This window comes from Sediminihabitans luteus (genome assembly GCF_002797595.1).
GTDB lineage: Bacteria > Actinomycetota > Actinomycetes > Actinomycetales > Cellulomonadaceae > Paraoerskovia > Paraoerskovia lutea.
Genome location: NZ_PGFE01000001.1, coordinates 642,470 through 665,660 on the forward strand (window position 1 = coordinate 642,470; position 23,191 = coordinate 665,660).

Annotated in this window: 23 protein-coding genes; 12 read left to right on the forward strand and 11 right to left on the reverse strand. The window is 73.4% G+C overall.

All coding sequences use genetic code 11. The annotated features are described in order from the left end of the window. Positions 1 to 8 precede the first annotated feature (8 nt). On the forward strand, positions 9 to 557 hold the full coding sequence (locus CLV28_RS02965; RefSeq protein ID WP_100421773.1) for a YceI family protein: 549 nt from the start codon (positions 9 to 11) through the stop codon (positions 555 to 557). A gap of 247 nt (positions 558 to 804) precedes the next feature. Here the strand turns inward: CLV28_RS02965 and CLV28_RS02970 are convergent, their stop codons facing one another. Together CLV28_RS02970 and CLV28_RS02975 are read right to left on the reverse strand one after the other, a co-directional pair. After that, positions 805 to 1,452, reverse strand: coding sequence for a redox-sensing transcriptional repressor Rex (locus tag CLV28_RS02970; RefSeq protein ID WP_373314261.1), 648 nt, complete (start codon positions 1,450 to 1,452; stop codon positions 805 to 807). A gap of 121 nt (positions 1,453 to 1,573) precedes the next feature. Next, positions 1,574 to 1,888, reverse strand: coding sequence for a glutaredoxin family protein (locus CLV28_RS02975; RefSeq protein WP_308440373.1), 315 nt, complete (start codon positions 1,886 to 1,888; stop codon positions 1,574 to 1,576). 70 nt (positions 1,889 to 1,958) lie between these two features. On the opposite strand from CLV28_RS02975, the gene CLV28_RS02980 reads away from it, so the two are divergent. After that, the gene (locus CLV28_RS02980) at positions 1,959 to 2,777 is read left to right on the forward strand and encodes an HAD family hydrolase (protein WP_100421774.1); all 819 of its coding nucleotides are present in this window, start codon (positions 1,959 to 1,961) and stop codon (positions 2,775 to 2,777) included. Positions 2,778 to 2,792: 15 nt separating this feature from the next. Here the strand turns inward: CLV28_RS02980 and CLV28_RS02985 are convergent, their stop codons facing one another. From CLV28_RS02985 to CLV28_RS02995, 3 genes are all read right to left on the reverse strand, one after another. Continuing rightward, on the reverse strand, positions 2,793 to 3,071 hold the full coding sequence (locus CLV28_RS02985; protein ID WP_100421775.1) for a hypothetical protein: 279 nt from the start codon (positions 3,069 to 3,071) through the stop codon (positions 2,793 to 2,795). A 243-nt stretch (positions 3,072 to 3,314) separates the two neighbouring features. Further along, entirely contained in the window at positions 3,315 to 3,413 is a 99-nt protein-coding gene (locus CLV28_RS02990) for a 30S ribosomal protein bS22 (RefSeq protein WP_003792170.1), read from the reverse strand. Positions 3,414 to 3,665: 252 nt separating this feature from the next. After that, on the reverse strand, positions 3,666 to 4,862 hold the full coding sequence (locus tag CLV28_RS02995; RefSeq protein ID WP_100421776.1) for an acetoin utilization protein AcuC: 1,197 nt from the start codon (positions 4,860 to 4,862) through the stop codon (positions 3,666 to 3,668). Positions 4,863 to 5,009: 147 nt separating this feature from the next. On the opposite strand from CLV28_RS02995, the gene CLV28_RS03000 reads away from it, so the two are divergent. From CLV28_RS03000 to CLV28_RS03010, 3 genes are all read left to right on the forward strand, one after another. Then, a complete protein-coding gene (locus CLV28_RS03000) occupies positions 5,010 to 6,386 on the forward strand; it encodes a TrkH family potassium uptake protein (protein ID WP_100421777.1) in 1,377 nt (458 codons plus the stop codon). 69 nt (positions 6,387 to 6,455) lie between these two features. Then, positions 6,456 to 7,127 (forward strand): potassium channel family protein, encoded by a 672-nt coding sequence (locus tag CLV28_RS03005; protein WP_100421778.1) that lies wholly within the window; start codon positions 6,456 to 6,458, stop codon positions 7,125 to 7,127. A 75-nt stretch (positions 7,128 to 7,202) separates the two neighbouring features. Beyond that, positions 7,203 to 8,765, forward strand: coding sequence for a Na+/H+ antiporter (locus CLV28_RS03010; RefSeq protein WP_100421779.1), 1,563 nt, complete (start codon positions 7,203 to 7,205; stop codon positions 8,763 to 8,765). A gap of 45 nt (positions 8,766 to 8,810) precedes the next feature. Here CLV28_RS03010 and proC read toward each other — a convergent pair whose 3' ends face one another. After that, positions 8,811 to 9,686, reverse strand: a complete 876-nt coding sequence (gene proC, locus CLV28_RS03015; protein ID WP_100422362.1) for a pyrroline-5-carboxylate reductase — start codon at positions 9,684 to 9,686, stop codon at positions 8,811 to 8,813. 39 nt (positions 9,687 to 9,725) lie between these two features. Beyond that, positions 9,726 to 10,445 (reverse strand): hypothetical protein, encoded by a 720-nt coding sequence (locus CLV28_RS03020; RefSeq protein ID WP_100421780.1) that lies wholly within the window; start codon positions 10,443 to 10,445, stop codon positions 9,726 to 9,728. A 121-nt stretch (positions 10,446 to 10,566) separates the two neighbouring features. Here CLV28_RS03020 and radA point away from each other — a divergent pair, with 121 nt between their 5' ends. Both radA and disA read left to right on the forward strand, forming a co-directional pair. After that, complete coding sequence (gene radA, locus CLV28_RS03025) at positions 10,567 to 11,964, forward strand: DNA repair protein RadA (RefSeq protein ID WP_239073112.1); 1,398 nt, start codon at positions 10,567 to 10,569, stop codon at positions 11,962 to 11,964. 98 nt (positions 11,965 to 12,062) lie between these two features. Then, entirely contained in the window at positions 12,063 to 13,142 is a 1,080-nt protein-coding gene (disA, locus tag CLV28_RS03030) for a DNA integrity scanning diadenylate cyclase DisA (protein ID WP_373314262.1), read from the forward strand. Positions 13,143 to 13,167: 25 nt separating this feature from the next. Here the strand turns inward: disA and CLV28_RS15355 are convergent, their stop codons facing one another. Beyond that, positions 13,168 to 13,920, reverse strand: a complete 753-nt coding sequence (locus CLV28_RS15355; RefSeq protein ID WP_157802462.1) for a hypothetical protein — start codon at positions 13,918 to 13,920, stop codon at positions 13,168 to 13,170. Between the two features lie 115 nt (positions 13,921 to 14,035). Here CLV28_RS15355 and CLV28_RS03040 point away from each other — a divergent pair, with 115 nt between their 5' ends. After that, a complete protein-coding gene (locus CLV28_RS03040; RefSeq protein WP_100422363.1) occupies positions 14,036 to 14,944 on the forward strand; it encodes an HhH-GPD family protein in 909 nt (302 codons plus the stop codon). Between the two features lie 3 nt (positions 14,945 to 14,947). On the opposite strand, the gene CLV28_RS03045 is transcribed toward CLV28_RS03040, so the two are convergent. Together CLV28_RS03045 and CLV28_RS03050 are read right to left on the reverse strand one after the other, a co-directional pair. Continuing rightward, a complete protein-coding gene (locus CLV28_RS03045) occupies positions 14,948 to 15,469 on the reverse strand; it encodes an amino-acid N-acetyltransferase (protein WP_100421783.1) in 522 nt (173 codons plus the stop codon). A gap of 82 nt (positions 15,470 to 15,551) precedes the next feature. Beyond that, a complete protein-coding gene (locus CLV28_RS03050; RefSeq protein WP_100422364.1) occupies positions 15,552 to 16,496 on the reverse strand; it encodes a sugar-binding transcriptional regulator in 945 nt (314 codons plus the stop codon). A gap of 181 nt (positions 16,497 to 16,677) precedes the next feature. On the opposite strand from CLV28_RS03050, the gene CLV28_RS03055 reads away from it, so the two are divergent. The 4 genes from CLV28_RS03055 (at position 16,678) to CLV28_RS03070 (ending at position 21,655) form a co-directional block, all read left to right on the forward strand. Further along, positions 16,678 to 18,426: a glycerol-3-phosphate dehydrogenase/oxidase gene (locus CLV28_RS03055; protein ID WP_100421784.1), complete on the forward strand. Its 1,749-nt coding sequence runs from the start codon at positions 16,678 to 16,680 to the stop codon at positions 18,424 to 18,426. A 211-nt stretch (positions 18,427 to 18,637) separates the two neighbouring features. Further along, on the forward strand, positions 18,638 to 19,384 hold the full coding sequence (locus CLV28_RS03060) for an MIP/aquaporin family protein (protein WP_100421785.1): 747 nt from the start codon (positions 18,638 to 18,640) through the stop codon (positions 19,382 to 19,384). A 57-nt stretch (positions 19,385 to 19,441) separates the two neighbouring features. Continuing rightward, the gene (gene glpK / locus CLV28_RS03065) at positions 19,442 to 20,959 is read left to right on the forward strand and encodes a glycerol kinase GlpK (protein WP_100421786.1); all 1,518 of its coding nucleotides are present in this window, start codon (positions 19,442 to 19,444) and stop codon (positions 20,957 to 20,959) included. A 141-nt stretch (positions 20,960 to 21,100) separates the two neighbouring features. Continuing rightward, positions 21,101 to 21,655 (forward strand): TetR/AcrR family transcriptional regulator, encoded by a 555-nt coding sequence (locus CLV28_RS03070; RefSeq protein WP_100421787.1) that lies wholly within the window; start codon positions 21,101 to 21,103, stop codon positions 21,653 to 21,655. On the opposite strand, the gene CLV28_RS03075 is transcribed toward CLV28_RS03070, so the two are convergent. Beyond that, entirely contained in the window at positions 21,646 to 23,091 is a 1,446-nt protein-coding gene (locus CLV28_RS03075) for an XRE family transcriptional regulator (RefSeq protein ID WP_100421788.1), read from the reverse strand. The two genes, CLV28_RS03070 and CLV28_RS03075, sit on opposite strands and share 10 nt — an antisense overlap. Between the last annotated feature and the right edge of the window lie 100 nt (positions 23,092 to 23,191).

Consider the following 23,191-nt stretch of genomic DNA (forward strand, 5'->3'; position numbering starts at 1 on the left):
AGACCATCATGACGACCCTTCCCGCAGGCCTGACCGCCGGCACCTACGCCATCGACCCGTCCCACTCGCAGGCGGCGTTCACCGTCCGCCACGCGGGCATCTCGAAGGTGCGCGGCACGCTCGCGATCACCGGCGCGACGATCACCGTCGGCGACGACCTCTCGACGTCCTCCGTGACCGCCGAGATCGACGCCGCCTCGGTCTCCACCGGCGACGAGAACCGCGACAACCACCTGCGTTCCGCCGACTTCTGGGACGCCGAGAACAAGCCGACCTGGACCTTCACCTCGACCAAGGTCGAGTCCGACGACGACGAGTTCGCCGTCCACGGCGACATGACGATCAACGGTGTGACCCGCCCCGTCGTCCTCGCGACCGAGTTCACCGGCACCGCGACCGACCCGTTCGGCAACCCCCGCGCCGGGTTCGAGGCCACGACCGAGATCTCGCGCAAGGACTTCGACCTCACCTGGAACGCCGCGCTCGAGGCCGGCGGCGTGCTCGTGGGCGACAAGATCAAGATCGTGCTCGACCTCTCGGCCATCAAGCAGGCCTGACCTCCCGCGGCCCGGCGCACCCGCCGGGCACAGGAGCGGTCCCACCGTGTGCGGAGCACCCCGCCGCACGGGATAGGATCGTCAGGACGAACGCCGGCAGCACCCCCTGGTTGCCGGCGTTCGTCCTTTTTTGTGCCCGGGGAACCCGCCGCGACGCCGGACCGTGCCCGGGCTCAGCGCCGAGCGTGACCACCCCGAGAAACGACCACCCCAGAGTCAGGCGGGTCCGCTGCGTCTGAAGGACCGGCTACGGCCGCAGCTCGCGCGCCTGGGAGTGGAACGCGAGGATCTGCAGCTCGGAGCCCACGTCGACCGCCCGCACGTCGACCTCCTCGGGCACCTGGAGCGCGATCGGCGCGAAGCTCAGCACGCTGCGCACCCCCGCCGCCACGACGCGGTCCACGGCCTCCTGCGCACCGGGCGCGGGCGTGGCGAGCAGCACCATCGTGAACCCCGTGCGCTCGCGCACCGCGGCCAGGTCGTCCGCGTGCTCGACGACCAGCCCGCCGGCCGTCGTCCCCACGACGTCCGCCGCGGTGTCGAACAGCGCGACGAGCTGGAACCCGCGCGAGGCGTAGCCGCGGTAGTTTGCGAGCGCCTGACCGAGCGAGCCGATGCCCACGATCGCGACCTTGTGCTCGGTCTCGAGGCCGAGGCGCCGCGTGATCGAGTCGGTCAGCGACCCGACGTCGTACCCCACGCCGCGCGTGCCGAACGACCCGAGGAACGACAGGTCCTTGCGCAGCTGCGCCGACCCGACGCCCGACAGCTCTGCCAGCTCGACCGACGAGGTGCGCTCGACGCCCGCCGCGACGAGCTGGTGCAGCGCCCGCAGGTACGACGGCAGCCGGTCGACCGTCGCCGCCGGGACGGGGGCCGGCACGACGTCGACCACCTCCGCCGACGCCTCGGCGTCAGCCCTGTCGACCGTCTCGTTGCTCTCCACCGTCCCACCTTCCCCGCTCGCGGCACCGTTGCCGCTGCTCCGTCGCATCATCGCAGGCTTGCGCCGTTCTTCACATCCCGTCCCGGCCGCGGACGACGCCCCCGGCGCCACGCCCGCGAGCGAGCGCCCGCGCGAGCCGGGTCGCGTCGACGCGCCAGAACCCCTGCTGCACGCCGTCGACCGTCACGACCGGCACGTGCTCGCCGTGCTCGGCCCGCAGCGCCGGGTCCGCGTCGACGTCGGTCTCGGCCCACCGCTCCCCCGCCGCGGCGCACACCTCGCGCACGACCTCGCGCGCGTCGTCGCACAGGTGGCAGCCCTCGCGGGAGAACAGGTGCACGCGGGCGTCGACCGAGGTCTGGTCCGGGAAGGTCGGGAGGGTCACCCGACCAGACTAGGCGCCGCGGCCCCGCCGCCGTGCCCGCGGCACGGCCCGGAGCAACTAGGGTGATGTCATGGCCGTCACACCCGAGCATCCCGCGCCCGGGCCCCGTGACGAGCCCACGGTCGCCGCGTTCTTCGACGTCGACAACACGATCATCCGCGGCGCGTCGGCGTTCCACCTCGCCCGCGCCCTGTACCAGCGCGAGTTCTTCGGGATCCTCGACCTCGTCGCCCTCGCCACGCACCAGTGCCGCTACCTGCTCATGGGCGAGAACAAGCGGCAGATCGACCGGGTGCGCTCGCGCGCCCTGTCGATCGTCGCGGGGCACTCGGTCGCCGAGGTCGTCGCGATCGGCGAAGAGGTCTACGACCAGGTCCTCGAGCTGCGGATCTTCCCCGGCACCAAGCGACTGCTCGACGAGCACCTCGCCGCGGGCCACGAGGTGTGGCTCGTCTCCGCGACGCCGCTGGAGATCGGCGACCTGCTCGCGCGGCGGCTCGGGGCGACCGGGGCCCTCGGCACGATCGCCGAGCACGAGGACGGCATCTACACCGGCCGGCTCGTCGGCGACATGATGCACGGTCGCGCCAAGGCCCTCGGCGTCGCGGCGCTCGCCGAACGCCGCGGGATCGACCTCGCGGCGTCGTACGCCTACGGCGACTCGCTCAACGACCTGACGATGATGCAGGCCGTCGGGCACCCGTGCGTGATCAACCCCGACGCGCGCCTACGTCGGCACGCGGCACGGCTCGGCTGGCCCGTGCGCGAGTTCCGCGGCGTGCGCAACCGTGCGGCACGCCGCAGCGCGACGACGCTCAGCTGGGCGGGCGCCGCGTGGGCCGCGGGCCTCGTGGTGCGTCAGCTGCACCGCACGCTGCGCGGCCGCTGAGCGTCGGCGAGGTCGTCAGCCGCGCCGGCGGGCGAGCGTCTCGCGCACACCGAGCGCGAACGCCCCCAGGGCGAGCACGACGGGCGTCCACGTGCCCGGGGCCATCGCGGCGGCGACCAGGGTCGCGCCCAGGACGCCACCGAACCAGGCCACCTCGCGCACCGTCGCAGGGTCCGTGCTGCGCTGCGGCTCGACGTAGACGCTCACGTCGACGGGGCGGGCGCGGAGGGCGTCGGGCACCGTCCGGCAGTCACTCACGGTCGGATCGGTGATGACGGTCGGATCGGTGCTCACCGTCGGATCGTGCCATGCCCCGCCCCGGCGCACGACTGGTCGCCGCAGCCCGACCCCCGCGCGCGCACGAGCCCCGGACGCGAACGGGGCCGGACGCGAACGGGGCCGGACGCGAACGGGGCCGGACGCGAACGGGGCCGGACGCGAACGGGGCCGGACGCGAACGAGCCCGGACGCGAACGAGCCCGGACCCTCGCGGAGGGACCGGGCTCGTGCTGTCGTCCCGGCCGTGCCGGGGGTCGACTACTTCTTGTTGCGGCGCTGGTGGCGCGTCTTGCGAAGCAGCTTGCGGTGCTTCTTCTTCGCCATACGCTTGCGGCGCTTCTTGATGACGGAGCCCATAGGTCCCTCGCAATACTGGTCGGCAGTCGGTCGAACCGAGTCGGTGATGACCGGGTCACGGATCTCGGTCGGATGCCCGACCGTGAGAAGTCCAGCGTTCATTCTACCTGCTGGCGCGAGGTGCCGGTGAACACCCGCGTGAACCTGCCTGTGGACCCGCCCGGGGACCCGCCATGGACTCGCCCAGGGCCTGCCGTGGACCGACCGCGAGCCCGCCCGTGGACCCGCCGGCGACCGCGCCGCGGCCCCCGGTCAGTGCAGCGGGTCGAGCCCGAGCAGCGGGAACGCAGCGTTGCGCGTCGCCTGCACCACGCGGTCGAGGTCCTTGTCGGGGTCGTACCCGGACGACCACGACGCGAACCCGACCTCGCCGGCGTCGAACGTCGCGGGCGCGCTCTCGCCCGAGATCTCCTCGACGTACGCGCGCCACGCCTCGGGCACGGGCGTGCCGTCCGCGATCGGGCGGTGCGCGGCCTCCGCCAGCACGTGCGTCCACGCGAACGGCACGACCTTGACCACGGCGTACCCGCCCCCGCCCAGCGCGACCCAGCGCCCGTCGCACAGCTCGTGCGCGAGCTCGTGCACCCAGCGCGCGGCCGTGCGCTGCGCGGGCACCGAGACCCGCAGGTCCGAGAGCGGGTCGAGCGAGTGCGCGTCGCACCCGTGCTGGCTCACCACCGCCTGCGGCGCGAACGCGCGCAGCGCCTCGGGGACCACGGCGTCGACGGCACGCAGCCAGCCCGCGGCGTCGGTGCGGGGCGGGAGCGCGACGTTGACGGCGCTGCCCGGCGCGCGCGGGCCGCCCGTGTCGGTCGCGTAGCCCGTGCCCGGGAACAGCGTCATGGGGCTCTGGTGCACCGAGACCGTGAGCACGCGCGGGTCGTCCCAGAACGCGGCCTCGACCCCGTCGCCGTGGTGCGCGTCGAGGTCCACGTACGCGACGCGCTCGGCGCCGTCGTCGAGCAGACGACGCACGGCCGCGGCCGCGTCGTTGTAGATGCAGAAGCCCGACGCCGCGCCCGGCATCGCGTGGTGCATGCCGCCCGCGACGTTGACCGCGTGGTCGACCTCGCCCGACCACACGAGCCGCGCCGCCTCCTGCGAGGCGCCGAAGATCCGCGCGGCGGCCTCGTGCATCGCGCCGAAGACCGGGTCGTCCTGCGTGCCGAGGCCGCGCGCGGCGTCCGGCACCCCGCCCGCCGCGGCGGCCCGCACGGCCGCGACGTACTCGGGCTCGTGGACCCGGGCCAGCGCGGCGTCGTCCGCGACCTCGGGCTCGACCAGCACGATGCCGGGGGTGTCGATGATCCCGAGCTCGCGCACGAGGCGGACCGTCAGGTCCAGCCGGGTCGGTGCCATCGGATGCCCGGGGCCGAAGTCGTAGCCCAGGAACTCCGGGGTCCACAGGACCGCGAGCCGCGACGGGGGGCCGGAGGGCGACGAAGGCATGGTTCACGGTAGCGCGCACCGCGCGCACGGCGACGGACGGTCCGTGCCGCCGCCACCCGTTCATGGCAGAGTTGTGCCGATCGGCGGCGCCCTGCCGGTCGGTGACGACCCGGGGACGGCGACCCGGCGCGAGCGGCGGGAGGACCGATGGCGTTGAACCTCTCGACCCGGCTCTTCGCCGGGCGCGAGCTCGTCGACCGCATCGCCCGCCAGGCCCCCGCGCGTCTCGCGGTCACGGTGTTCGGGGCGGTCGTGCTGCTGTTCACGGCGCTGCTCATGCCGCCGTTCGCGACCGAGACCGGCAAGGGTGCCTCGCTCGTCGACGCGCTGTTCACCGCGACGTCGGCCGTGTGCGTGACGGGGCTCGTCGTCGTGCCGACCGGCGAGTACTGGTCGACGTACGGGCACGTGGTGATCCTGCTGGGCATCAAGATCGGCGGGCTCGGGATCATGACGCTCGCGTCGATCCTCGGCATGGCCGTCTCGCGCCGCATCGGGCTCACGCAGCGGCTGCTGACCGCCGCCGAGACCAAGACCGCGAAGCTCGGCGAGGTCGGCTCGCTCGTGCGGGTCGTCATCATCACCTCGACCGCGCTCGAGCTGCTCATCGCGCTGCTGCTGTTCCCCCGGTTCCTCGTGCTCGAGGAGTCCCCCGGCGAGGCGGCCTGGCACGCGGTGTTCTACGGCATCTCGGCGTTCAACAACGCGGGGTTCGTGCCCACCGCCGAGGGCCTCGCGCCGCACGTCGGCGACTGGATGCTGTGCCTGCCGATCATCATCGGCGTGTTCATCGGGTCGCTCGGGTTCCCGGTGATCCTCAACGTCGCGCGCGCCCGGCGCGGGACGCGCGGCTGGTCGCTGCACACCAAGCTCACGCTGACCATGAGCGTCGCGCTCGTGGTGATCGCGACCGTGCTGTTCGCGACGTTCGAGTGGCGCAACGAGGGCACCCTCGGGCCGCTCGACTGGCACACCAAGCTGCTGGCGTCGCTGTTCGCGGGCGTCATGCCGCGCTCGGGCGGCTTCTCGACCATCGACGTCGGCTCGATGCACGAGTCGAGCTGGCTCATCACCGACGCCCTGATGTTCGTCGGCGGCGGCTCCGCGTCGACCGCGGGCGGCATCAAGGTCACGACCCTCGCGGTCATGCTCATCGCGATCGTCGCCGAGGCGCGCGGCGACCGCGACATGGACGTCTACGGGCGCCGGATCCCCCGCGACACGCTCCGGCTCGCGATCGCCGTGACCTTCATCGGCGCGACCGCGGTGCTGCTGTCGTCGATCCTGCTGCTCGAGATCACCGGCTGGACGCTCGACGTCGTGCTGTTCGAGGTGATCTCCGCGTTCGCGACCGTGGGCCTGTCGACCGGCGTGACCGAGTCGCTGCCCGAGGCCGGCAAGTACGTGCTCGTCGTGCTCATGTTCATCGGGCGCACCGGCACCATGACGTTCGCGGCGGCGCTCGCGCTGCGCGACCGCCGCCGCATCATCCGCATGCCCGAGGAACGGCCCATCATCGGCTGAGCCCGCCACCCGACGTCCGACACCCCACGGCCCGCCGGGCCGGAACGACACAGCCAGGAAGGCCCGCACATGCCCGACAAGAAGGCGACCGAGAAGGACGCCGGCGTGCTCGTGATCGGCCTCGGCCGGTTCGGCTCGTCCCTCGCCAAGACGCTCGAACGCCTCGGCCAGGACGTGCTCGCGGTCGAGCGCGACGCCGACCTCGTGGCCCAGTACTCGGGGCAGTTCCCGCTCGTCGAGGCCGACGCGTCGAACCCGACCGCGCTCGACCAGCTCGGGGCGAAGGACTTCCCCGTCGCCGTCGTCGGGGTCGGCACCTCGCTCGAGGCGTCCGTGCTGATCACCGGCAACCTCGTCGACATGGGCACGCCGCAGATCTGGGCCAAGGCCGTCTCGGCCGAGCACGGGCGCATCCTGCAGCGCATCGGCGCGCACCACGTCGTGTTCCCCGAGGCCGACGCGGGCAACCGCGTCGCCCACCTCGTCTCGGGCAAGCTGCTCGACTACATCGAGGTCGAGGACGGGTTCACGATCGTCAAGATGCGCCCGCCCAAGGAGACGCAGGGCTTCACGCTCGCGCAGTCGAAGATCCGCGAGCGCTACGGCGTGACCGTCATGGGGGTCAAGTCGCCCGGCGAGGACTTCGTGTACGCGACGCCCGAGACGCGGATCGCGCAGAACGACCTGCTCGTGGTGAGCGGGCACGCCGAGCTGCTCGAACGGTTCGCCGCGCGGCCGTAGGGGCCGCGCGCCAGACTGACCACGACCACCCGGCGGGGCACCGGGTCAGGCCCGACCCGGACGACGAGGAGACGCATGTCGACGCTGCTGCTGTTCGCGGTGCTGCTCGCCGGGATCGTCGTGCTCACGCCGCTCGCCGACCGGCTGCGCGTGCCCCTGCCCGTGCTGCTGACCGTGTTCGGCCTGCTCGTGCCGCTCGTGCCGGCCACCCCCGCGATCCGGGTAGACCCCGAGTACATCCTGCCGCTCGTGCTGCCGCCGCTGCTGTTCGCCGCGACGCAGCGCTCGACCGCGCGCGAGTTCAAGGACAACGCCCGGCCGATCCTGCTGCTCGCGGTCGGCCTGACGATCGCGTCGGCGGGCGCCGTGGCGTGGCTCGCACACCTGGGCGGCATCCCGTGGGGGCCGGCGTGGGTGCTGGGCGCGATCGTCGCGCCGCCCGACCCGGTCGCGGCGACCGCGGTCGCGCGGCGGCTCAAGCTGCCGGGGCGCATCGTGACCGTGCTCGAGGGCGAGGGCATGTTCAACGACGCGACCGCGCTCGTGCTCTACCACGTGGCCGTCGCGGCGGTCGTGACGGGCGAGGTCACCGCGGGCGGCGTCGGCCTCGACCTGCTCCTGGCGGTGGTCGGCGGGATCGTCGTCGGGCTCGTGGGGGGCTGGCTCGGGCACCTCGTGCTGGGGCGGCTGCACATCGCGGCGGCCGAGACGACGGTCACGCTCGCGCTGCCCTTCGCGGCGTACCTCGTGGCCGAGGAGGTGCACGGCTCGGGGGTGCTCGCGGTCCTCACGCTCGGCCTGCTGCTGCGCACCGTGAGCCACACGTCGATCACGTCGGGCGGCTGGCTGCTCGGGCGTGCGGTGTGGGAGTACGCCGACTACCTGATCACCGCGTTCGTGTTCGTGCTGATCGGGTTCGAGCTGACCGAGGTGCTCGAGAGCAGCCCCGTCGCGCGCGAGGCGCTGCCGCTCGCGCTCGGGATCGTCGCGCTGCTCGTCGTGCTGCGGTTCGTGTGGATGTTCCCCGCGGTGCTGCTCGTGCGTGCGCGCACCCGGCGCGAGGGCCACGGCGACACGTTCACCAACAAGGAGACGACCGTCATCTCGTGGGCGGGCATGCGCGGCGTCGTCACGGTCGCCTCGGCCCTCGCGCTGCCCTACCTGGCGGACGGCGGGGAGGACTTCCCGCACCGCGACGACCTGGTCTTCATCGGGCTCGTGGTGGTGCTCGCGACGCTCGTGCTCCAGGGCCTCACGCTCTCGCCCCTGGTCAAGCGGCTCGGCGTGGGCAGCGAGGTCGACGAGGCGCGCGAGGTCGCCGCGCTGCGCGAGCGCGCGTCGCGGGCCGCGCTCGCGTCGGTGCGCGAGACCGACGACGTGCCCGAGGCCGTGCGCGACTCGGTCGCCGAGCAGTACGAGGGCTACCTGCGCGCGCAGATCACGCTGCGTCGTGCCCGGGCGGCGGGCCGCGACCACGACGACGAGTACGGCCGCTACGTCGACGCGCTGCTGCGGCGCGCCAACGAGGTCGAGCGCGCGGTCGTGATCACGGCGCGCAACGCGGGCGAGGTGAGCCCCGAGGTCGCGGACGCGGTGCTCGAGGACGTCGAGGCCCGCGCGGTGCGCGACCTCGACTGACCGCGGTCGTCGCGGGCGAACACCCCGACCCGTCGCGCGGGGTAGCTACTCCGCCTCGAGCTGCGCGGACAGCTCGGTCGAGCGCGCCTTGGCCGCGGTCAGCGCGTCGACGAACGCCGCGCGCACGCCCCCGCGGTCGAGCTCGCGCAGCGCGGCGATCGTCGTGCCACCGGGCGAGGAGACCTTCTCGCGCAGGATCGCCGGGTGCTCGCCGGTCTCCTCGGCGAGCCGGGCCGCACCCAGGACGGTCGCGGTCGCGAGCCTGCTCGCGGTCGCGCGCGGCAGCCCCATGAGGGTGCCGGCCTCGGAGAGCGCGTCGAGCACGTAGAACACGTAGGCGGGGCCCGAGCCGGACAGCGCGCCGACCGCGTCCTGGTCCTTCTCCGCGACCCGGATCACGAGCCCGGTCGAGGCGAGCAGCGTCTCGACGAGCGCGAGGTGCTCCTCGGTCGCCGCGACGCCCGGGCTGATCGCCGAGACGCCCGACCCGATCGACGACGGCGTGTTGGGCATGACGCGCACGAACGGCGTGCCCGCGGGCAGCCGCTTCTCGTAGAACGCGCACGACAGGCCCACGGCGACCGTGATGACGAGCGTCCCGGGCCGCAGCGCGCCCGCGATCTGCTCGGTCAGCGCGCCGATGTCCTTGGGCTTGACGCCGAGGACGACGACGTCGGCCTCGGCCGCCGCGGCGACGTTGTCGTCCGTGGTGCGCACGCCGTGCTGCTCGCGCAGCTCGGCCGCGCGCTCGGAGCGGCGGGCGGTCGCGACGACGCGCTGCGGGTCCCAGCCCGCGGCGAGCACCCCGGTCAGGACGGTCTCGCCCATGACCCCCGTGCCGAGCACGGCGACCCGCGGCTGGTCGGACGGCGCCCCCGTCGTCGCGTCGTCCTGCTGGCCGTGCGTGGTCACCGTCGTCATCGTGCGCATCCTTCGTCTCGTGTGCGGGGTCGTCCGACCCTAGAACGGGAACCGTGCGTAGAACGACTCCATCTCGGCGCTCGGGCCGCTCGCGCGCAGCACCGCGGTGCCGTTGCGCCACAGCACGATCGTCGTCGGGCCGTCGGTGTACCGCTCGTAGGTGCCCGTGACGAGCGGATCACCCTCGGGCTGCGCGACGCTCACGTCGCCCTTCTCGACGGACGGGCCGGTCGCCTCGCGCAGCGCGTCGGCGGCCGTGTCGAACGCGCCCGCGGCCTGGCCCTCGTCGATCCACTGCCCGGCGTCGAGCGTGACGCGCGTGGCCTCGGGCCCGGCGCCGTCCGCGTAGGTGAGCGCCCAGGCCTCGTTCGGCTCGTCGACGTCGAACGCGGGCGAGTCGTCCTCGGCGACGAGCGCGAACCGGCCGACCTTGTCGGGCAGCGACAGCTCGAAGCGGGTCGCGTCCTTGGGCCGCTCGACCGGTTCGAGCGTGGGCGTGGTGGGCAGCACCGCGGCCGAGGTAGCGGACGGCGCGGGGTCGGCTGCGGCGTCCGACCCCCCGGGCAGGAGGGCGACGACGAGCGCGACGATCCCCGCGACGAGCAGAAGCGCGAGCGTGAGCACCACGAGGCGGCGGCGTCGGTAGACGGCGCGGCTCGGCGCGGGTCGCTCCGGCGTCCGGGCCGGGCGCCCGGGTCGTTCGCCCGACGGCGCAGGGCGCGGTGCGGTGCGCGTGCCCCCCGGTCCGTGCTCGCTCATGGTCCTCCCTCGTCGGGCGCCAGCCTAGTGCGGTCGCCCGCGGCGACCGGCCAGGTCGTGCGGTGTGCCGCCCGGCGCAGGGTCCGGGCCCGTGTCGGTGCCCGGCGCTAGCGTCGTCGCCGTGACGACGACCCGCACCGCCCCCAAGCAGGCACGCCCCGCCTACCGCTGCACCGAGTGCGGGTGGACCACCGCCAAGTGGGTCGGCCGCTGCGGCGAGTGCCAGGAGTGGGGCTCGGTGAGCGAGGCGGGCGCGGCTCCGTCCGGGCCGCGGACGACGGCCACGGCCCCGACCCGGAGCCCGGCCCGGCCCATCGGCGAGATCGCGGTCGACACGGCGCGCGCGGTACCGACCGGCGTCGGCGAGCTCGACCGGGTGCTCGGCGGCGGCCTCGTGCCCGGCGCGGTCGTGCTGCTCGCGGGCGAGCCGGGCGCGGGCAAGTCGACGCTCCTGCTCGACGTCGCGAGCAAGGTCGCGACCTCGGGCGGCGGGCGCCGCGTGCTGTACGTGACGGGCGAGGAGTCCGCGGGTCAGGTGCGGCTGCGCGCCGAGCGGATCGGAGCGCTCGCGCCCGGCCTGCTGCTGGCCGCCGAGACCGACCTCGCGACCGTGCTCGGGCACATCGAGGCCACCGAGCCCGCGATGCTCGTGGTCGACTCGGTCCAGACCATCGCCTCGGGCGAGGTCGACGGCGCCCCGGGCGGGGTGTCGCAGGTGCGCGAGGTCGCGGGCGCGCTCATCGCGGCCGCCAAGGAGCGCGACCTGCCCGTGATCCTCGTGGGTCACGTGACCAAGGACGGCGCGGTCGCGGGCCCGCGCACGCTCGAGCACCTGGTCGACGTGGTGTGCCAGTTCGAGGGCGACCGCCACTCGCGGCTGCGGTTCGTGCGCGCCGTCAAGAACCGGTACGGCCCGACCGACGAGGTCGGCTGCTTCGACCTCAACGAGGCCGGGATCGTGGGGCTGCCCGACCCGAGCGGGCTGTTCCTGTCGCACGCCGCGACGCCCGCGCCGGGCACGTGCCTCACGGTCACGCTCGACGGTCGCCGGCCGCTCGCGCTCGAGATCCAGTCGCTCGTCGTGCCGAGCCCGCTCGCCAACCCCCGGCGCACCACGAGCGGCGTCGAGTCGAGCCGGCTCGCGATGATCCTCGCCGTGATGCACCGGCACGCCGGCGCCCGCCTCGGGGACCACGACGTGTACGTCTCGACCATCGGCGGGGCCAAGGTGACCGAGCCCGCGGCCGACCTCGCGATGGCCGTCGCGACGTTCTCGGCCAAGGAGAACCAGGTGCTGCCGCAGGGCACGCTCGCGATCGGCGAGGTCGGGCTCGCGGGCGACATCCGGCCCGTGACGGGGCTCGAGCGGCGGCTCAGCGAGGCAGCACGCCTCGGCTTCACGCGCGCCGTGGTGCCCGCGGGCGCCGACGTGCGCGCGCCCGCGTCGATCACGCTGCTGCCCGCGCACCACCTCGCCGAGGCCGTCGAGCTCGCGCGCGGGGGCCGCCCGCCGCGCTGAGCGACGTCCTGCTAGGTCACGGTCCGGCCACACCCTGCCGCCGCGCCCGCCCCACCGGGGCCTTCGTCGGCGCCGGGCCGTAGAATTCGCCTGTGCCGATCACCCCCTCGCCCCACGACGACCGCCTCCGCGAGACCCTGGCCGCTGTCGCGCCCGGGACCGAGCTGCGCGACGGGCTCGAACGCATCCTGCGCGGGCGCACGGGCGCACTCATCGTGCTCGGCCTGGACAGCGTGGTCGAGGAGATCTGCTCGGGCGGGTTCGTGCTCGACGTCGAGTTCTCCGCGACCCGTCTGCGCGAGCTGTCGAAGATGGACGGCGCCGTCGTCGTCGACGCCGCCGCGTCGAAGATCCTGCGCGCGGCCGTGCAGCTGCTGCCCGACCCGACCATCGAGACCACCGAGTCCGGCACGCGCCACCGCACCGCGGAGCGCGTCGCCAAGCAGACCGGGCTGCCCGTCATCTCGGTCAGCCAGTCGATGAAGATCGTCGCGGTGTACCTCGAGAACCAGCGCTACGTGCTCGAGGACTCCGACACGATCCTCGGCCGCGCCAACCAGGCCCTCGCGACGCTCGAGCGCTACCGCTCGCGGCTCGACGAGGTCAGCGGGACGCTCTCGGCCCTCGAGATCGAGGACCTCGTGACGGTGCGCGACGTGTGCGCCGTGGTGCAGCGCCTCGAGATGGTCAGCCGCATCTCCGACGAGATCGCCGGGTACGTGACCGAGCTCGGCACCGACGGCCGCCTGCTCTCGCTCCAGCTCGACGAGCTGATCGGCGGCATCGGCGCGGACCGTGACTTCGTGATCCGCGACTACGTCGACATCGGCAAGAACAGCCGCTCGATCGCGGACGTCAAGAACTCCCTCGCGGTGCTCAGCTCGACGCAGCTGCTCGACCTCAGCCTCATCGGGCGCGTGCTCGAGCTCCCGGGCGGCGGCGACGCGCTCGACGCGGCCGTCGCGCCGCACGGCTACCGCCTGCTGTCGAAGGTGCCGCGCCTGCCCGGCGCGATCCTCGACCGCCTCGTGGTGCACTTCGGCAGCCTGCAGAAGATGCTCGCCGCCGGCGTCGAGGAGCTCATGGCGGTCGACGGCGTGGGCGAGCAGCGCGCCCGCGCGGTGCGCGAGGGACTCTCGCGCCTCGCCGAGTCGAGCATCCTCGAGCGGTACGTCTGACCGGTACGCCTGACCCGTCTCGCCGTCAGTCCTTCGCCGTCCCGGCGTCCTTCTCCGTCGCGCCCTTCTCCGTCGCGTCCTTCTCCGTCGAGCCATCCGTCGGCGTCGCGGTCTCGGTGGCCTTCGCGGTCTCGCCGGCCGTCGCGCTGGGCTCCGGTGTCGCCGTCGGCTCAGGCGCCGGGTCGCTCAACGTGAACCGCACGGCGTCGCTCGTGAGCCCGTCGACGCCCGCGACCGTGAGCGTCGCGACGTAGTCCCCGGCGGGCGCCGCCGCGGGCTTGCCCTTGCACCCGGGCGTCGAGGTGGTCCGGTCCCACTGGAGGGTGCGCGCGTCGACGTCGCCGTGCGCGACGAGCAGGAGCCGCTGACCCGTGCCGCAGTCGGCGCTCGACCACACGTGCTCGCCGTCGGCGGTCGCGACGGTCACGGCGCGGGTCGCGTCGGCACCGTCGACGATGCACGCGTGCCGCCCCTGCCCGGTGATCGTCACCGAGAACAGCGGCTTGTCGGGGGCGACGTAGGTGCCCTCGCTCGTGGAGAGCTCGAGCGAGAGGTCGTCGGGGCCGCAGCGCTCGGGGCTGCCGGGCGGCAGCGGGGTCGGGGGCGCCGACTTCACGGCCGCGCTCATCACGGTCGCGGGGGCGGGCGACGCGAGCCCCACCGCGACGACGACGCCGGCGACGATCCCGCCGAGCACGAGCAGGAGCACGACGAGCACCCCGATGCGGCGGGCGACGTACGTGCCGCGGCCCGGGCGTGCGCTGGACGTGGTGCTCACTGCGGCGTACCTCGCTGGGGTCGTGCGGTGCCCGGCCGGGCTCGTCCAGGTCACGGTACGGCGTGCGCGGCGCCCGGTGCGGGAGCCTCGCCACGCACCGGGCACAATGGCCCGGATGCCTGTTCACCCGACGCCGGCTGCGGCGTCCGACACCTACGCGGGCCTGCGGCGCGACGTCACGGCCTGGTTCGACGACGCCGCGCGCGACCTGCCCTGGCGGGCCGCGGACCGCACGCCGTGGGGCGTGCTCGTGAGCGAGGTCATGCTCCAGCAGACGCCCGTGGTGCGGGTCGAGCCGCGCTGGCGTGCGTGGATGGAGCGCTGGCCGACGCCGGCCGACCTCGCGGCGGCGTCGACCGCGGACGTGCTGCGCGCGTGGGACCGGCTCGGGTACCCGCGCCGCGCGCTGCGCCTGCAGGAGTGCGCGCGCGCCGTGGTCGAGCGGCACGGCGGCGTGGTCCCGTCGTCCGAGGCCGAGCTGCTCGCGCTGCCGGGCGTCGGCACGTACACCGCGGCGGCCGTGGTGGCGTTCGCGTTCGGGGGGCGCAGCGTCGTGGTCGACACCAACGTGCGCCGGGTGCTCGCCCGCACCGTCGCCGGCACCGCGCTCCCGCCGCCGTCCCCGCGCGCGGCCGAGCTGCGGCTCGCGGCGTCCCTCGTGCCGGACGACGCCACCGGCGCTGCGCGGTGGGCCGCGGCCTCGATGGAGCTGGGTGCCGTCGTCTGCACCGCGCGGGCACCGCGCTGCGACGTGTGCCCGGTGCGGGCGGCGTGCGCGTGGCGCCTCGCGGGCTCTCCCCCGGACGAGCACGGTGCCCGACGACGCACGCAGGCCTGGGAGGGCACGGACCGGCAGGTCCGGGGCCGGGTCATGGCGCTGCTGCGCGGCGCGGACGGGCCGGTGCACCAGGCGCTCGTCGAGGAGGTGTGGCCCGACGCCGCCCAACGCGAGCGGTGCGTCGCGTCGCTCGTCGAGGACGGCCTCGTCGAGCAGGACGGCGAGGTGTACCGGCTGCCCGCGTGAGCCTCAGAGCCGCACGAGCATGCGCGTGTTGCCGAGGGTGTTGGGCTTGACCCGGGCGAGGTCGAGGAACTCCGCGACGCCGTCGTCGTGCGAGCGCAGGAGCTGCGCGTAGACCTCGGTCGTGACGGGCGTCCCCTCGATCTCCTCGAAGCCGTGCGCCGCGAAGAAGTCGACCTCGAACGTCAGGCAGAAGACCCGCGCGAGGCCCAGGTCCCGTGCCCGGTCGAGCAGCGCGGCGAGGAGCTTGTGCCCGACGCCGTGGCCGCGGTACGCCGGGTCGACCGCGAGGGTGCGCACCTCGGCGAGGTCCTCCCACATGACGTGCAGCGCACCGCACCCGACGACCGCGGGGACGCCGTCGTGCACGACCTCGGCCACGACGAACTCCTGCACGGCCTCGTAGTACCCGACCATCTCCTTGGCCAGCAGGATGCGGTCGACCGCGTAGGGCTCGACGAGGCGGCTGATCGCACGCACGTCCGCGGGGCGCGCGGGGCGCAGCGTGATGGTTCCCGTCGTCGACATGCGGCCTCCTCGCGCCGTGCGCTGATGCGCATACTGATACGAGCCAACGATAATCCATGCACGAGCCGGTCCGCGTCGCGACCTACCGCTCGACGAGCGCCCGCGCGGTGACCTCGTCGATCACGAGGTGCGTCACGACCCCGGCGCGCAGCGCGGCGTGCAGGGGCGCGACCTTGTTGTCGCCGGCGACGACGCACACGCGCTGCGGGATGCGCCGCAGCTCGGCGGGCGTGGGCCCGGTCGCGCGGTCGTTGAGCGCGATGTCGCTGTAGGTGCCGTCGGCGCGCAGGAACACCGTGCACACGTCACCCACGACCCCCTCGGCGTCGAGCGTCTCGATGTCACCGGGCTCGAGGTATCCGGCGGAGTAGACGTGGCTCGGCAGGCCGCCCGAGATCGCACCGACCGAGAACAGTGCGACGTCGGCCCGGCGCTGCACGTCGAGCACCCGGCTGATCGACCGCTCGCGCCACATCGCGCTCCGGGTCTCGGCGTAGTCGAAGAACGCCGGCACCGGGAAGTAGTGCGCGTGCGCGCCGTATGCGTCGGCGAACGCCGCGATGAGGTCGCCCGCGTAGTGCACGCCCGAGGTGCGCGTGTTCGCGGCACCGTTGAGCTGCACGACCGCCGAGCCTCGCGTGGGCTTACGGGTCAGGTGCTGGGCGACCGCGGCGAGCGTCGTGCCCCAGGCGACCCCGAGCACCATCTCGGAGTCGAACCACGTGCTGAGCAGACGTGCAGCGGTCATGGACACCTGGTCGAGACGATCGATCTGGGACGTGACGTCGGGCACGGGCACGACCCACGCGTCGATCCCGTACCGAGCGGTGATCTGCTGCCCGAGGCCCGGGGCCCGACCCTGCGGCGGGCGGAGCGTGATCTCGACGACCCCCGTCTCCCGCGCACGCTTGACGAGCCGCGAGACTGTGCTGCGCGAGGTGTGCAGGTGCTTGGCGATCGCCTCCATCGTCATGTCCTGCAGGTAGTACATCGAGGCTGCGGTGAGCACGTCCTGCTCGCGTTGCACGGGTCCCCCTGGTCGGTCGGCGACGATGACCACCCATCCTTGCACGTTTGTTCATCCAGGTTGCGCGAACGTTCCCTTCGTGGTCCCGTTGACCCGTACCGACCAGTAGCCCTGCACGAAGTGCGTATCCGGTCAAGGATGGGGCGAGGGGACGGAAGTGGACGACGACGGAAGGCAGCTCATGGCATCGACCCGGCTCACCGCGGACACCCGCCGCCAGGCGCTCGAGGCGCTCGAGGCGAGCGCCGACCCCAAGAACGAGCTCGACGTGCTCGTCGTCGGCGGCGGCGTGACCGGCGCCGGGATCGCCCTCGACGCCGCGACCCGCGGCCTGTCGACCGCCATCATCGAGGGCCAGGACTGGGCGTCCGGCACCTCGTCCCGCTCGTCCAAGCTCGTGCACGGCGGGCTGCGCTACCTGCAGATGCTCGACTTCCACCTCGTGCACGAGGCGCTCACCGAGCGCGACCTGCTGCTCAAGACCATCGCGCCCCACCTCGTGCGCCCCGTGCCGTTCCTCTACCCCCTCGAGCACCGGGTCTGGGAGCGCGGCTACGTCGGCGCCGGCATCGCGCTCTACGACACCCTCGCGAGCCTCGCCCCCGGCAAGCGCGCACTCCCCCTGCACCGCCACCTCAGCAAGTCCCAGATGGTGCGCAAGTTCCCCGACCTCGCGCACGACGCCGCGATCGGCGCCGTGCAGTACTGGGACGCCAACGTCGACGACGCCCGCCTCACCGCGACCCTCGTGCGCACCGCGACCTCCTACGGCGCGCACGCCGCGACCCGCACCCAGCTCGTCCAGCTCACCAAGGGCGCGACCGGGACCGTCAACGGCGCCGTCGTCGTCGACCTCGAGACCGGCAAGGAGATCACCGTGCGCGCACGGTCGGTCATCAACGCCACCGGGGTCTGGACCGAGGACACCGAGGCGCTCGCGGGCGACGAGGGTGGCCTGCGCGTGCTCGCGTCCAAGGGCATCCACATCGTCGTGCCGCGCGAGCGCATCAAGGGCCAGGTCGGCCTCATCCTGCAGACCGAGAAGTCGGTGCTGTTCGTGATCCCGTGGTCCCGGTACTGGGTCATCGGCACGACCGACACGCCCTGGGAGCAGGAGCTCACGCACCCCGTCGCCACGGCCGCCGACATCGACTACGTGCTCGAGCACGCCAACGCGGTGCTCGCCAAGCCGCTCACCCGTGACGACATCATCGGCACCTGGGCCGGCCTGCGCCCGCTGCTGCAGCCCGGGACCAAGGAGGGCACGTCGTCCGCCAAGGTCTCGCGCGAGCACACCGTCGCGAGCCCCACGCCCGGCCTGACCGTGATCGCGGGCGGCAAGCTCACGACCTACCGCGTCATGGCCAAGGACGCCGTCGACTTCGCGATCGGCCAGCGCGCGTCCGCGCTGCCCTCGATCACCGACCAGATCCCGCTGCTCGGCGCCGTCGGCCTCAAGGCCGTGCAGCGCCAGGCGCGCACCTGGGCGCAGCAGTACGGCTGGAAGCCCTCGATGGTCGACCACCTGCTGCACCGGTACGGGTCGAACCTGCGCGAGATCGTCGAGCTGTGCCAGCAGGACCCGAGCCTCGCGCAGCCGCTCGACGCGACGTCCGCGTACCTGCGCGCCGAGATCGTCTACGGCGCGACGCACGAGGGCGCCCTGCACCTCGAGGACGTGCTGCTGCACCGCACGCGCCTCAACTACGAGGTGCCGGACCGCGGCCTGTCGGCGCTCGACGAGATCGCCGACCTCGTCGCCCCCGTCCTCGGCTGGGACGACGCGACCAGGGCCGCCGAGATCGCCGCGTACACCGCGCGCGCCGAGGCGGAGGCCGCGGCCGAGGACGAGCCCGACGACGTCTCGGCCGAGCAGACGCGCCTGGCCGCGGACGACGTCCGCCCCCTCCAGCCGCTGCGGACCACCTGACCGGGGCCGCACCCGCGGCCCACCCACCGACCGAGCACCCACCGCCCGCCCCGCCCGGGGCGGGCCCGAGCACAACTGAATCCCCGGCACCGGCCGACGCACCCCGTGGGGCAGCGGACGCGGCAGGCGCGGTGACCGGACACACGACTCGGCGCACGGTTGCGCCGACGGTTTGCGACAGCGCAGTCCCGAACAGAAAGAGAGTCCGACGATGGACGTCTGGTCCGATCTGATCGTCCCCGAGTTCCTCGGCACGATGGTCCTGCTCCTCGGTGGTGCAGGCGTCGTCGCCAACGCGATCCTCCCGAAGACCAAGGGCTTCAACGGCGGATGGCTCATGATCAACTTCGGTTGGGGCCTCGCGGTCTTCACCGGTGTGTACGTGGCCTTCAAGTCCGGAGCCCACCTGAACCCCGCCGTGACCATCGGCATCTGGGCGTCCGGCGCCGAGAACTTCGCCGCGGTCGACGGCCAGGCCGCGATCCCGGTGACCGCCGCCAACGGCTTCTACTACGTCACGGCACAGATCGCCGGTGCCGCGATCGGTGCGGCGCTCGCCTACCTCGCCTACAAGAAGCACTTCGACGAGCAGGCCGACCCGGCCGTCAAGCTCGGCGTGTTCTCGACCGGCCCCGAGATCCGCTCGTACGGCTGGAACTTCGTGACCGAGGTCATCGCGACCTTCGTGCTCGTGTTCGCGGTGCTCATGTTCGGCGGGACGCCCTCGGGCCTCGGCCCCCTCGCGGTCGCCCTGGTCGTCGTCGGTATCGGCGCGAGCCTCGGTGGCCCCACGGGCTACGCGATCAACCCCGCACGTGACTTCGGCCCCCGCATCGCGCACGCCCTGCTGCCGATCAAGGGCAAGGGCTCGAGCGACTGGGCGTACTCGTGGGTCCCGATCGCCGGCCCCCTCGCCGGTGGTGCGATCGCCGGCCTGCTGTTCCAGGCGATCAGCTGACCGCGACCCGACCCCGGCAGGCACGACACGACACACGAACGAAGGACTGAGACACACATGGCCGACTACGTCCTCGCGATCGACCAGGGAACCACGAGCTCCCGCGCGATCGTCTTCAACCACTCCGGCGAGATCGTCTCGACCGGTCAGCTCGAGCACGACCAGATCTTCCCGAAGGCGGGCTGGGTCGAGCACAACCCCGAGCAGATCTGGAACAACGTGCGCGAGGTCGTGACCCTCGCCCTGACCCGCGCCAACGCGACGTCGGACGACGTCGCCGCGGTCGGGATCACCAACCAGCGCGAGACCGCGGTGGTCTGGGACAAGAACACCGGCAAGCCCGTCTACAACGCGATCGTGTGGCAGGACACCCGCACGCAGAAGATCGTCGACGAGCTCGGCGGCGACGAGGGAGCCGACAAGTACAAGTCGATCGTGGGCCTGCCGCTGGCGACGTACTTCTCGGGCCCCAAGGTCAAGTGGATCCTCGACAACGTCGAGGGTGCGCGCGAGAAGGCCGAGGCGGGCGACCTGCTGTTCGGCAACACCGACACCTGGGTGCTGTGGAACATGACGGGCGGCCCCGAGGGCGGCGTCCACGTGACCGACGTGACCAACGCGTCGCGGACCATGCTCATGGACCTCGACACGCTGAGCTGGCGCGAGGACATCGCGGCGGACATGGGCATCCCGCTGTCGATGCTCCCCGAGATCAAGTCGTCCTCCGAGGTGTACGGCCACGGCCGTCCCCGCGGGGCGGTCCCCGGCGTGCCCATCGCGGGCATCCTCGGCGACCAGCAGGCGGCGACGTTCGGGCAGGCGTGCTTCGAGGTCGGCCAGGCCAAGAACACGTACGGCACCGGCAACTTCATGCTCATCAACACGGGCACCGAGAAGGTCATGAGCAAGAACGGCCTCCTGACGACGGTCTGCTACAAGATCGGCGACAACGCCCCCGTGTACGCGCTCGAGGGATCGATCGCCGTCACGGGCTCGCTCATCCAGTGGCTGCGCGACAACCTGGGCCTGTTCGAGGACGCTCCGGACGTCGAGTGGCTCGCGGGCAAGGTCGACGACAACGGCGGCGCGTACTTCGTGCCTGCGTTCTCGGGCCTGTTCGCGCCGTACTGGCGCTCGGACGCACGCGGTGCGCTCGTCGGCCTGACCCGGTACGTCAACCGCAACCACATCGCGCGCGCCGCTCTCGAGGCCACGGCCTACCAGACGCGCGAGGTGCTCGACGCGATGAACGCCGACTCGGGGGTCGACCTCACCGAGCTGCGCGTCGACGGCGGCATGATCGCCAACGAGCTGCTCATGCAGTTCCAGGCCGACCAGCTCGGCGTCGACGTCGTGCGCCCGCAGATCGCGGAGACCACCGCGCTCGGCGCCGCGTACGCGGCCGGCATCGCGGTCGGGTTCTGGAACGGCGAGCAGGACGTGATCGACAACTGGAACGAGGGCAAGCGCTGGTCGCCGTCCATGGACGAGACCGAGCGCGACCGCCTCTACCGCAACTGGAAGAAGGCCGTGACCAAGACGATGGACTGGGTCGACGACGACGTCGAGCAGTAGCCGACCTCGCACGTAGCCCTCGCCCGGGCACCACCGGACGGCCCCGTCGCACGCGCGGCGGGGCCGTCCGTCGTCCCCGGGGGCAAGGCCCGCGCAGGCGGATACCTACCCTCCGCAGCGCCCACCTGGGACGATGGATCGATGGACCCCCGCGCCGCCCGCACCCAGGCCCTCCTCCAGGACGCGATCTTCGCGCTCGCCGCCGAGCAGGACCTGCGCACCATCACGGTCGCCGACGTGACCGAGCGCGCGACCGTCAACCGCAGCACGTTCTACCAGCACTACGCGGACGTCGAGACGCTGCTCGCCGACGCGCTCGACCGCGAGGCGGCACGCTCTGACGCGGACGTCGCGGCGATCCAGGACGCCGCCGACCCGGCGGCCGTGCTCCCCGTGCTCGTGCGGTACTTCGAGCACCTCGCCGAGCACGCCGGCGTCTACCGGCGGGCGCTCGGACCGGCCGGCTCGCCCGTCGCGACGACCCGCCTGCGCGCCCGCATGCGCCGCACGGCCGAGGCGTCGATCCGCATGCACGGCCACGCGGTGGTCCGCTCTGGCATGCCCGTCGAGATCGCCGCCGCGGGGATCGCCGGCTCGGTCACGGGCGTCGCGATCGCCTGGCTCGAGATGGACCCGATGCCGTCCGCCGAGGTCGCGGTCGGCTGGATGTGGCAGCTCCTGACCGGTCAGTCCTGAGGCGCGTGACGCGCCAGGAACCGGTACACCTCCGCGTCGTCGACCCCGGGGAACGTGCCGCGCGGTAGCGCCGCGAGGACCTGCTGGTGCATGCGCGCGCTCGGCCACGCGGCATCCTCCCAGCGGGCGGCGTCCTGCGCGGGCGGACGGCGGCAGCAGGCCTCGTCCGGGCACGTGGACACCCGCCGGGTCGTGGTCTCACGGCCCCGGAACCACTTGGCGTGCGCGAAGGGCGCGCCGACCGTGATCGAGAACTGCCCGCCCGCGGTCGTGCCGGTCTGCGTCGAGCACCAGAACGTGCCCGCGGGGGTGTCGGTGTACTGGTACTGCTCGGTCGCGCGGTCGCGGTAGGCGAACGCCTCGCGCGCGGCCCACCGGCGGCACACGAGCTGCCCCTCGATCGCCCCGGTCGCGTCGGCCGGCAGCGGCAGGCCGTCGTTGGCGTAGCCGCGGAACAGCGCGCCGTCGTCGCCCACGCGCAGGAAGTGCAGGGGGATGCCGAGGTGGTGCGTCACCAGGTTGGTCATGCGCTGCGCCGCCGCCTCGTGGGTCACGCCGAACGCGTCGCGGAAGTCCTCGACCGCGAGGTCCTTGGCCCGCTTGCGCGCCTCGAGGAACTCGACCGCGGCCGACTCGGGCAGCAGGCAGCACGCCGCGAAGTAGGTGATCTCGACGCGCTCGCGCAGGAAGTCCGCGTACGACGTGGGCCGCTCGTGCCCGAGCACGCGGTGCGCGATCGCCTGGAGCGCGAGCGAGCGCAGCCCGTGCCCGCCCGGGATCGACGCGGGCGGCAGGTAGATGCGGCCGTGCTTGAGGTCCGTGACCGTGCGCGTCGAGTGCGGCAGGTCGGTCACGTGGTAGATCGTGAACCCGAGCTGCTCGGCCATGCGCGCGACCGTGCGGTGCGTGAGCGGCCCGACGGTGTACCCGGCGTCGCGGACCATGCGCTCGGCGAGCGCCTCGATCTCGCCCAGGTAGTTGTCGCGCGCCTGCCGTTCGAGACGCAGCTCGGTGTTGGCGCGCCGCGCCTCCTCGGGCGTCGCGATCGCCTCGGTCGCCCGGCGCGTGAGCTCGCGGTGCAGGCCGACGAGGTTCTCGAGCACCGGCAACGGCAGCCGGGTCGAGGCCTTGACCGGCGCGAGCCCGAGCGTGCCGTAGAGCGGTCCGCGCTGCGCGCGCTCGAGCTCGATCTCGAGAGCCGCACGCCGCGACGGGGCCTCGGGGGCCAGGAGGTCGGCCACGCTCGTGCCGAGCGCGCCCGCGAGGTGCTGTAGCAGGCTCAGCCGCGGTTCGCGGCGGCCGTTCTCGACCATCGACAGCAGGCTCGGTGCCGCCCCCACCGTCTCGCCCAGCGCGTCGAGCGTGAGGCCGCGCGCGGTGCGCAGATGCCGGATCCGGCGTCCGAGGGTCATGAGGTCGGTCGGTTCGTCGGCCATTCCTTGACTGTATGTGAAGATCAGCGATTCCTCACGGGCGAATCGGGCCGCAGAGGGCCCTCTGGCACGAGACGGTGAAGAGGTACCCGCTCCCGTACGC

What these genes read in the sequence shown, in the direction of transcription:
- CLV28_RS03020 (WP_100421780.1), bottom strand. Translation starts at nt 10,445, where the DNA reads ATGAGCGAGCACGGACCGGGGGGCACGCGCACCGCACCGCGCCCTGCG.
- CLV28_RS03040 (WP_100422363.1), top strand. Translation starts at nt 14,036, where the DNA reads ATGCCTGTTCACCCGACGCCGGCTGCGGCGTCCGACACCTACGCGGGC.
- CLV28_RS03000 (WP_100421777.1), top strand. Translation starts at nt 5,010, where the DNA reads ATGGCGTTGAACCTCTCGACCCGGCTCTTCGCCGGGCGCGAGCTCGTC.
- CLV28_RS03055 (WP_100421784.1), top strand. Translation starts at nt 16,678, where the DNA reads ATGGCATCGACCCGGCTCACCGCGGACACCCGCCGCCAGGCGCTCGAG.
- CLV28_RS03075 (WP_100421788.1), bottom strand. Translation starts at nt 23,091, where the DNA reads ATGGCCGACGAACCGACCGACCTCATGACCCTCGGACGCCGGATCCGG.
- CLV28_RS02990 (WP_003792170.1), bottom strand. Translation starts at nt 3,413, where the DNA reads ATGGGCTCCGTCATCAAGAAGCGCCGCAAGCGTATGGCGAAGAAGAAG.
- CLV28_RS02980 (WP_100421774.1), top strand. Translation starts at nt 1,959, where the DNA reads ATGGCCGTCACACCCGAGCATCCCGCGCCCGGGCCCCGTGACGAGCCC.
- proC (WP_100422362.1), bottom strand. Translation starts at nt 9,686, where the DNA reads ATGACGACGGTGACCACGCACGGCCAGCAGGACGACGCGACGACGGGG.
- glpK (WP_100421786.1), top strand. Translation starts at nt 19,442, where the DNA reads ATGGCCGACTACGTCCTCGCGATCGACCAGGGAACCACGAGCTCCCGC.
- CLV28_RS03010 (WP_100421779.1), top strand. Translation starts at nt 7,203, where the DNA reads ATGTCGACGCTGCTGCTGTTCGCGGTGCTGCTCGCCGGGATCGTCGTG.
- CLV28_RS03005 (WP_100421778.1), top strand. Translation starts at nt 6,456, where the DNA reads ATGCCCGACAAGAAGGCGACCGAGAAGGACGCCGGCGTGCTCGTGATC.
- CLV28_RS03070 (WP_100421787.1), top strand. Translation starts at nt 21,101, where the DNA reads ATGGACCCCCGCGCCGCCCGCACCCAGGCCCTCCTCCAGGACGCGATC.
- CLV28_RS03060 (WP_100421785.1), top strand. Translation starts at nt 18,638, where the DNA reads ATGGACGTCTGGTCCGATCTGATCGTCCCCGAGTTCCTCGGCACGATG.
- CLV28_RS02995 (WP_100421776.1), bottom strand. Translation starts at nt 4,862, where the DNA reads ATGCCTTCGTCGCCCTCCGGCCCCCCGTCGCGGCTCGCGGTCCTGTGG.
- CLV28_RS02965 (WP_100421773.1), top strand. Translation starts at nt 9, where the DNA reads ATGACGACCCTTCCCGCAGGCCTGACCGCCGGCACCTACGCCATCGAC.
- CLV28_RS03045 (WP_100421783.1), bottom strand. Translation starts at nt 15,469, where the DNA reads ATGTCGACGACGGGAACCATCACGCTGCGCCCCGCGCGCCCCGCGGAC.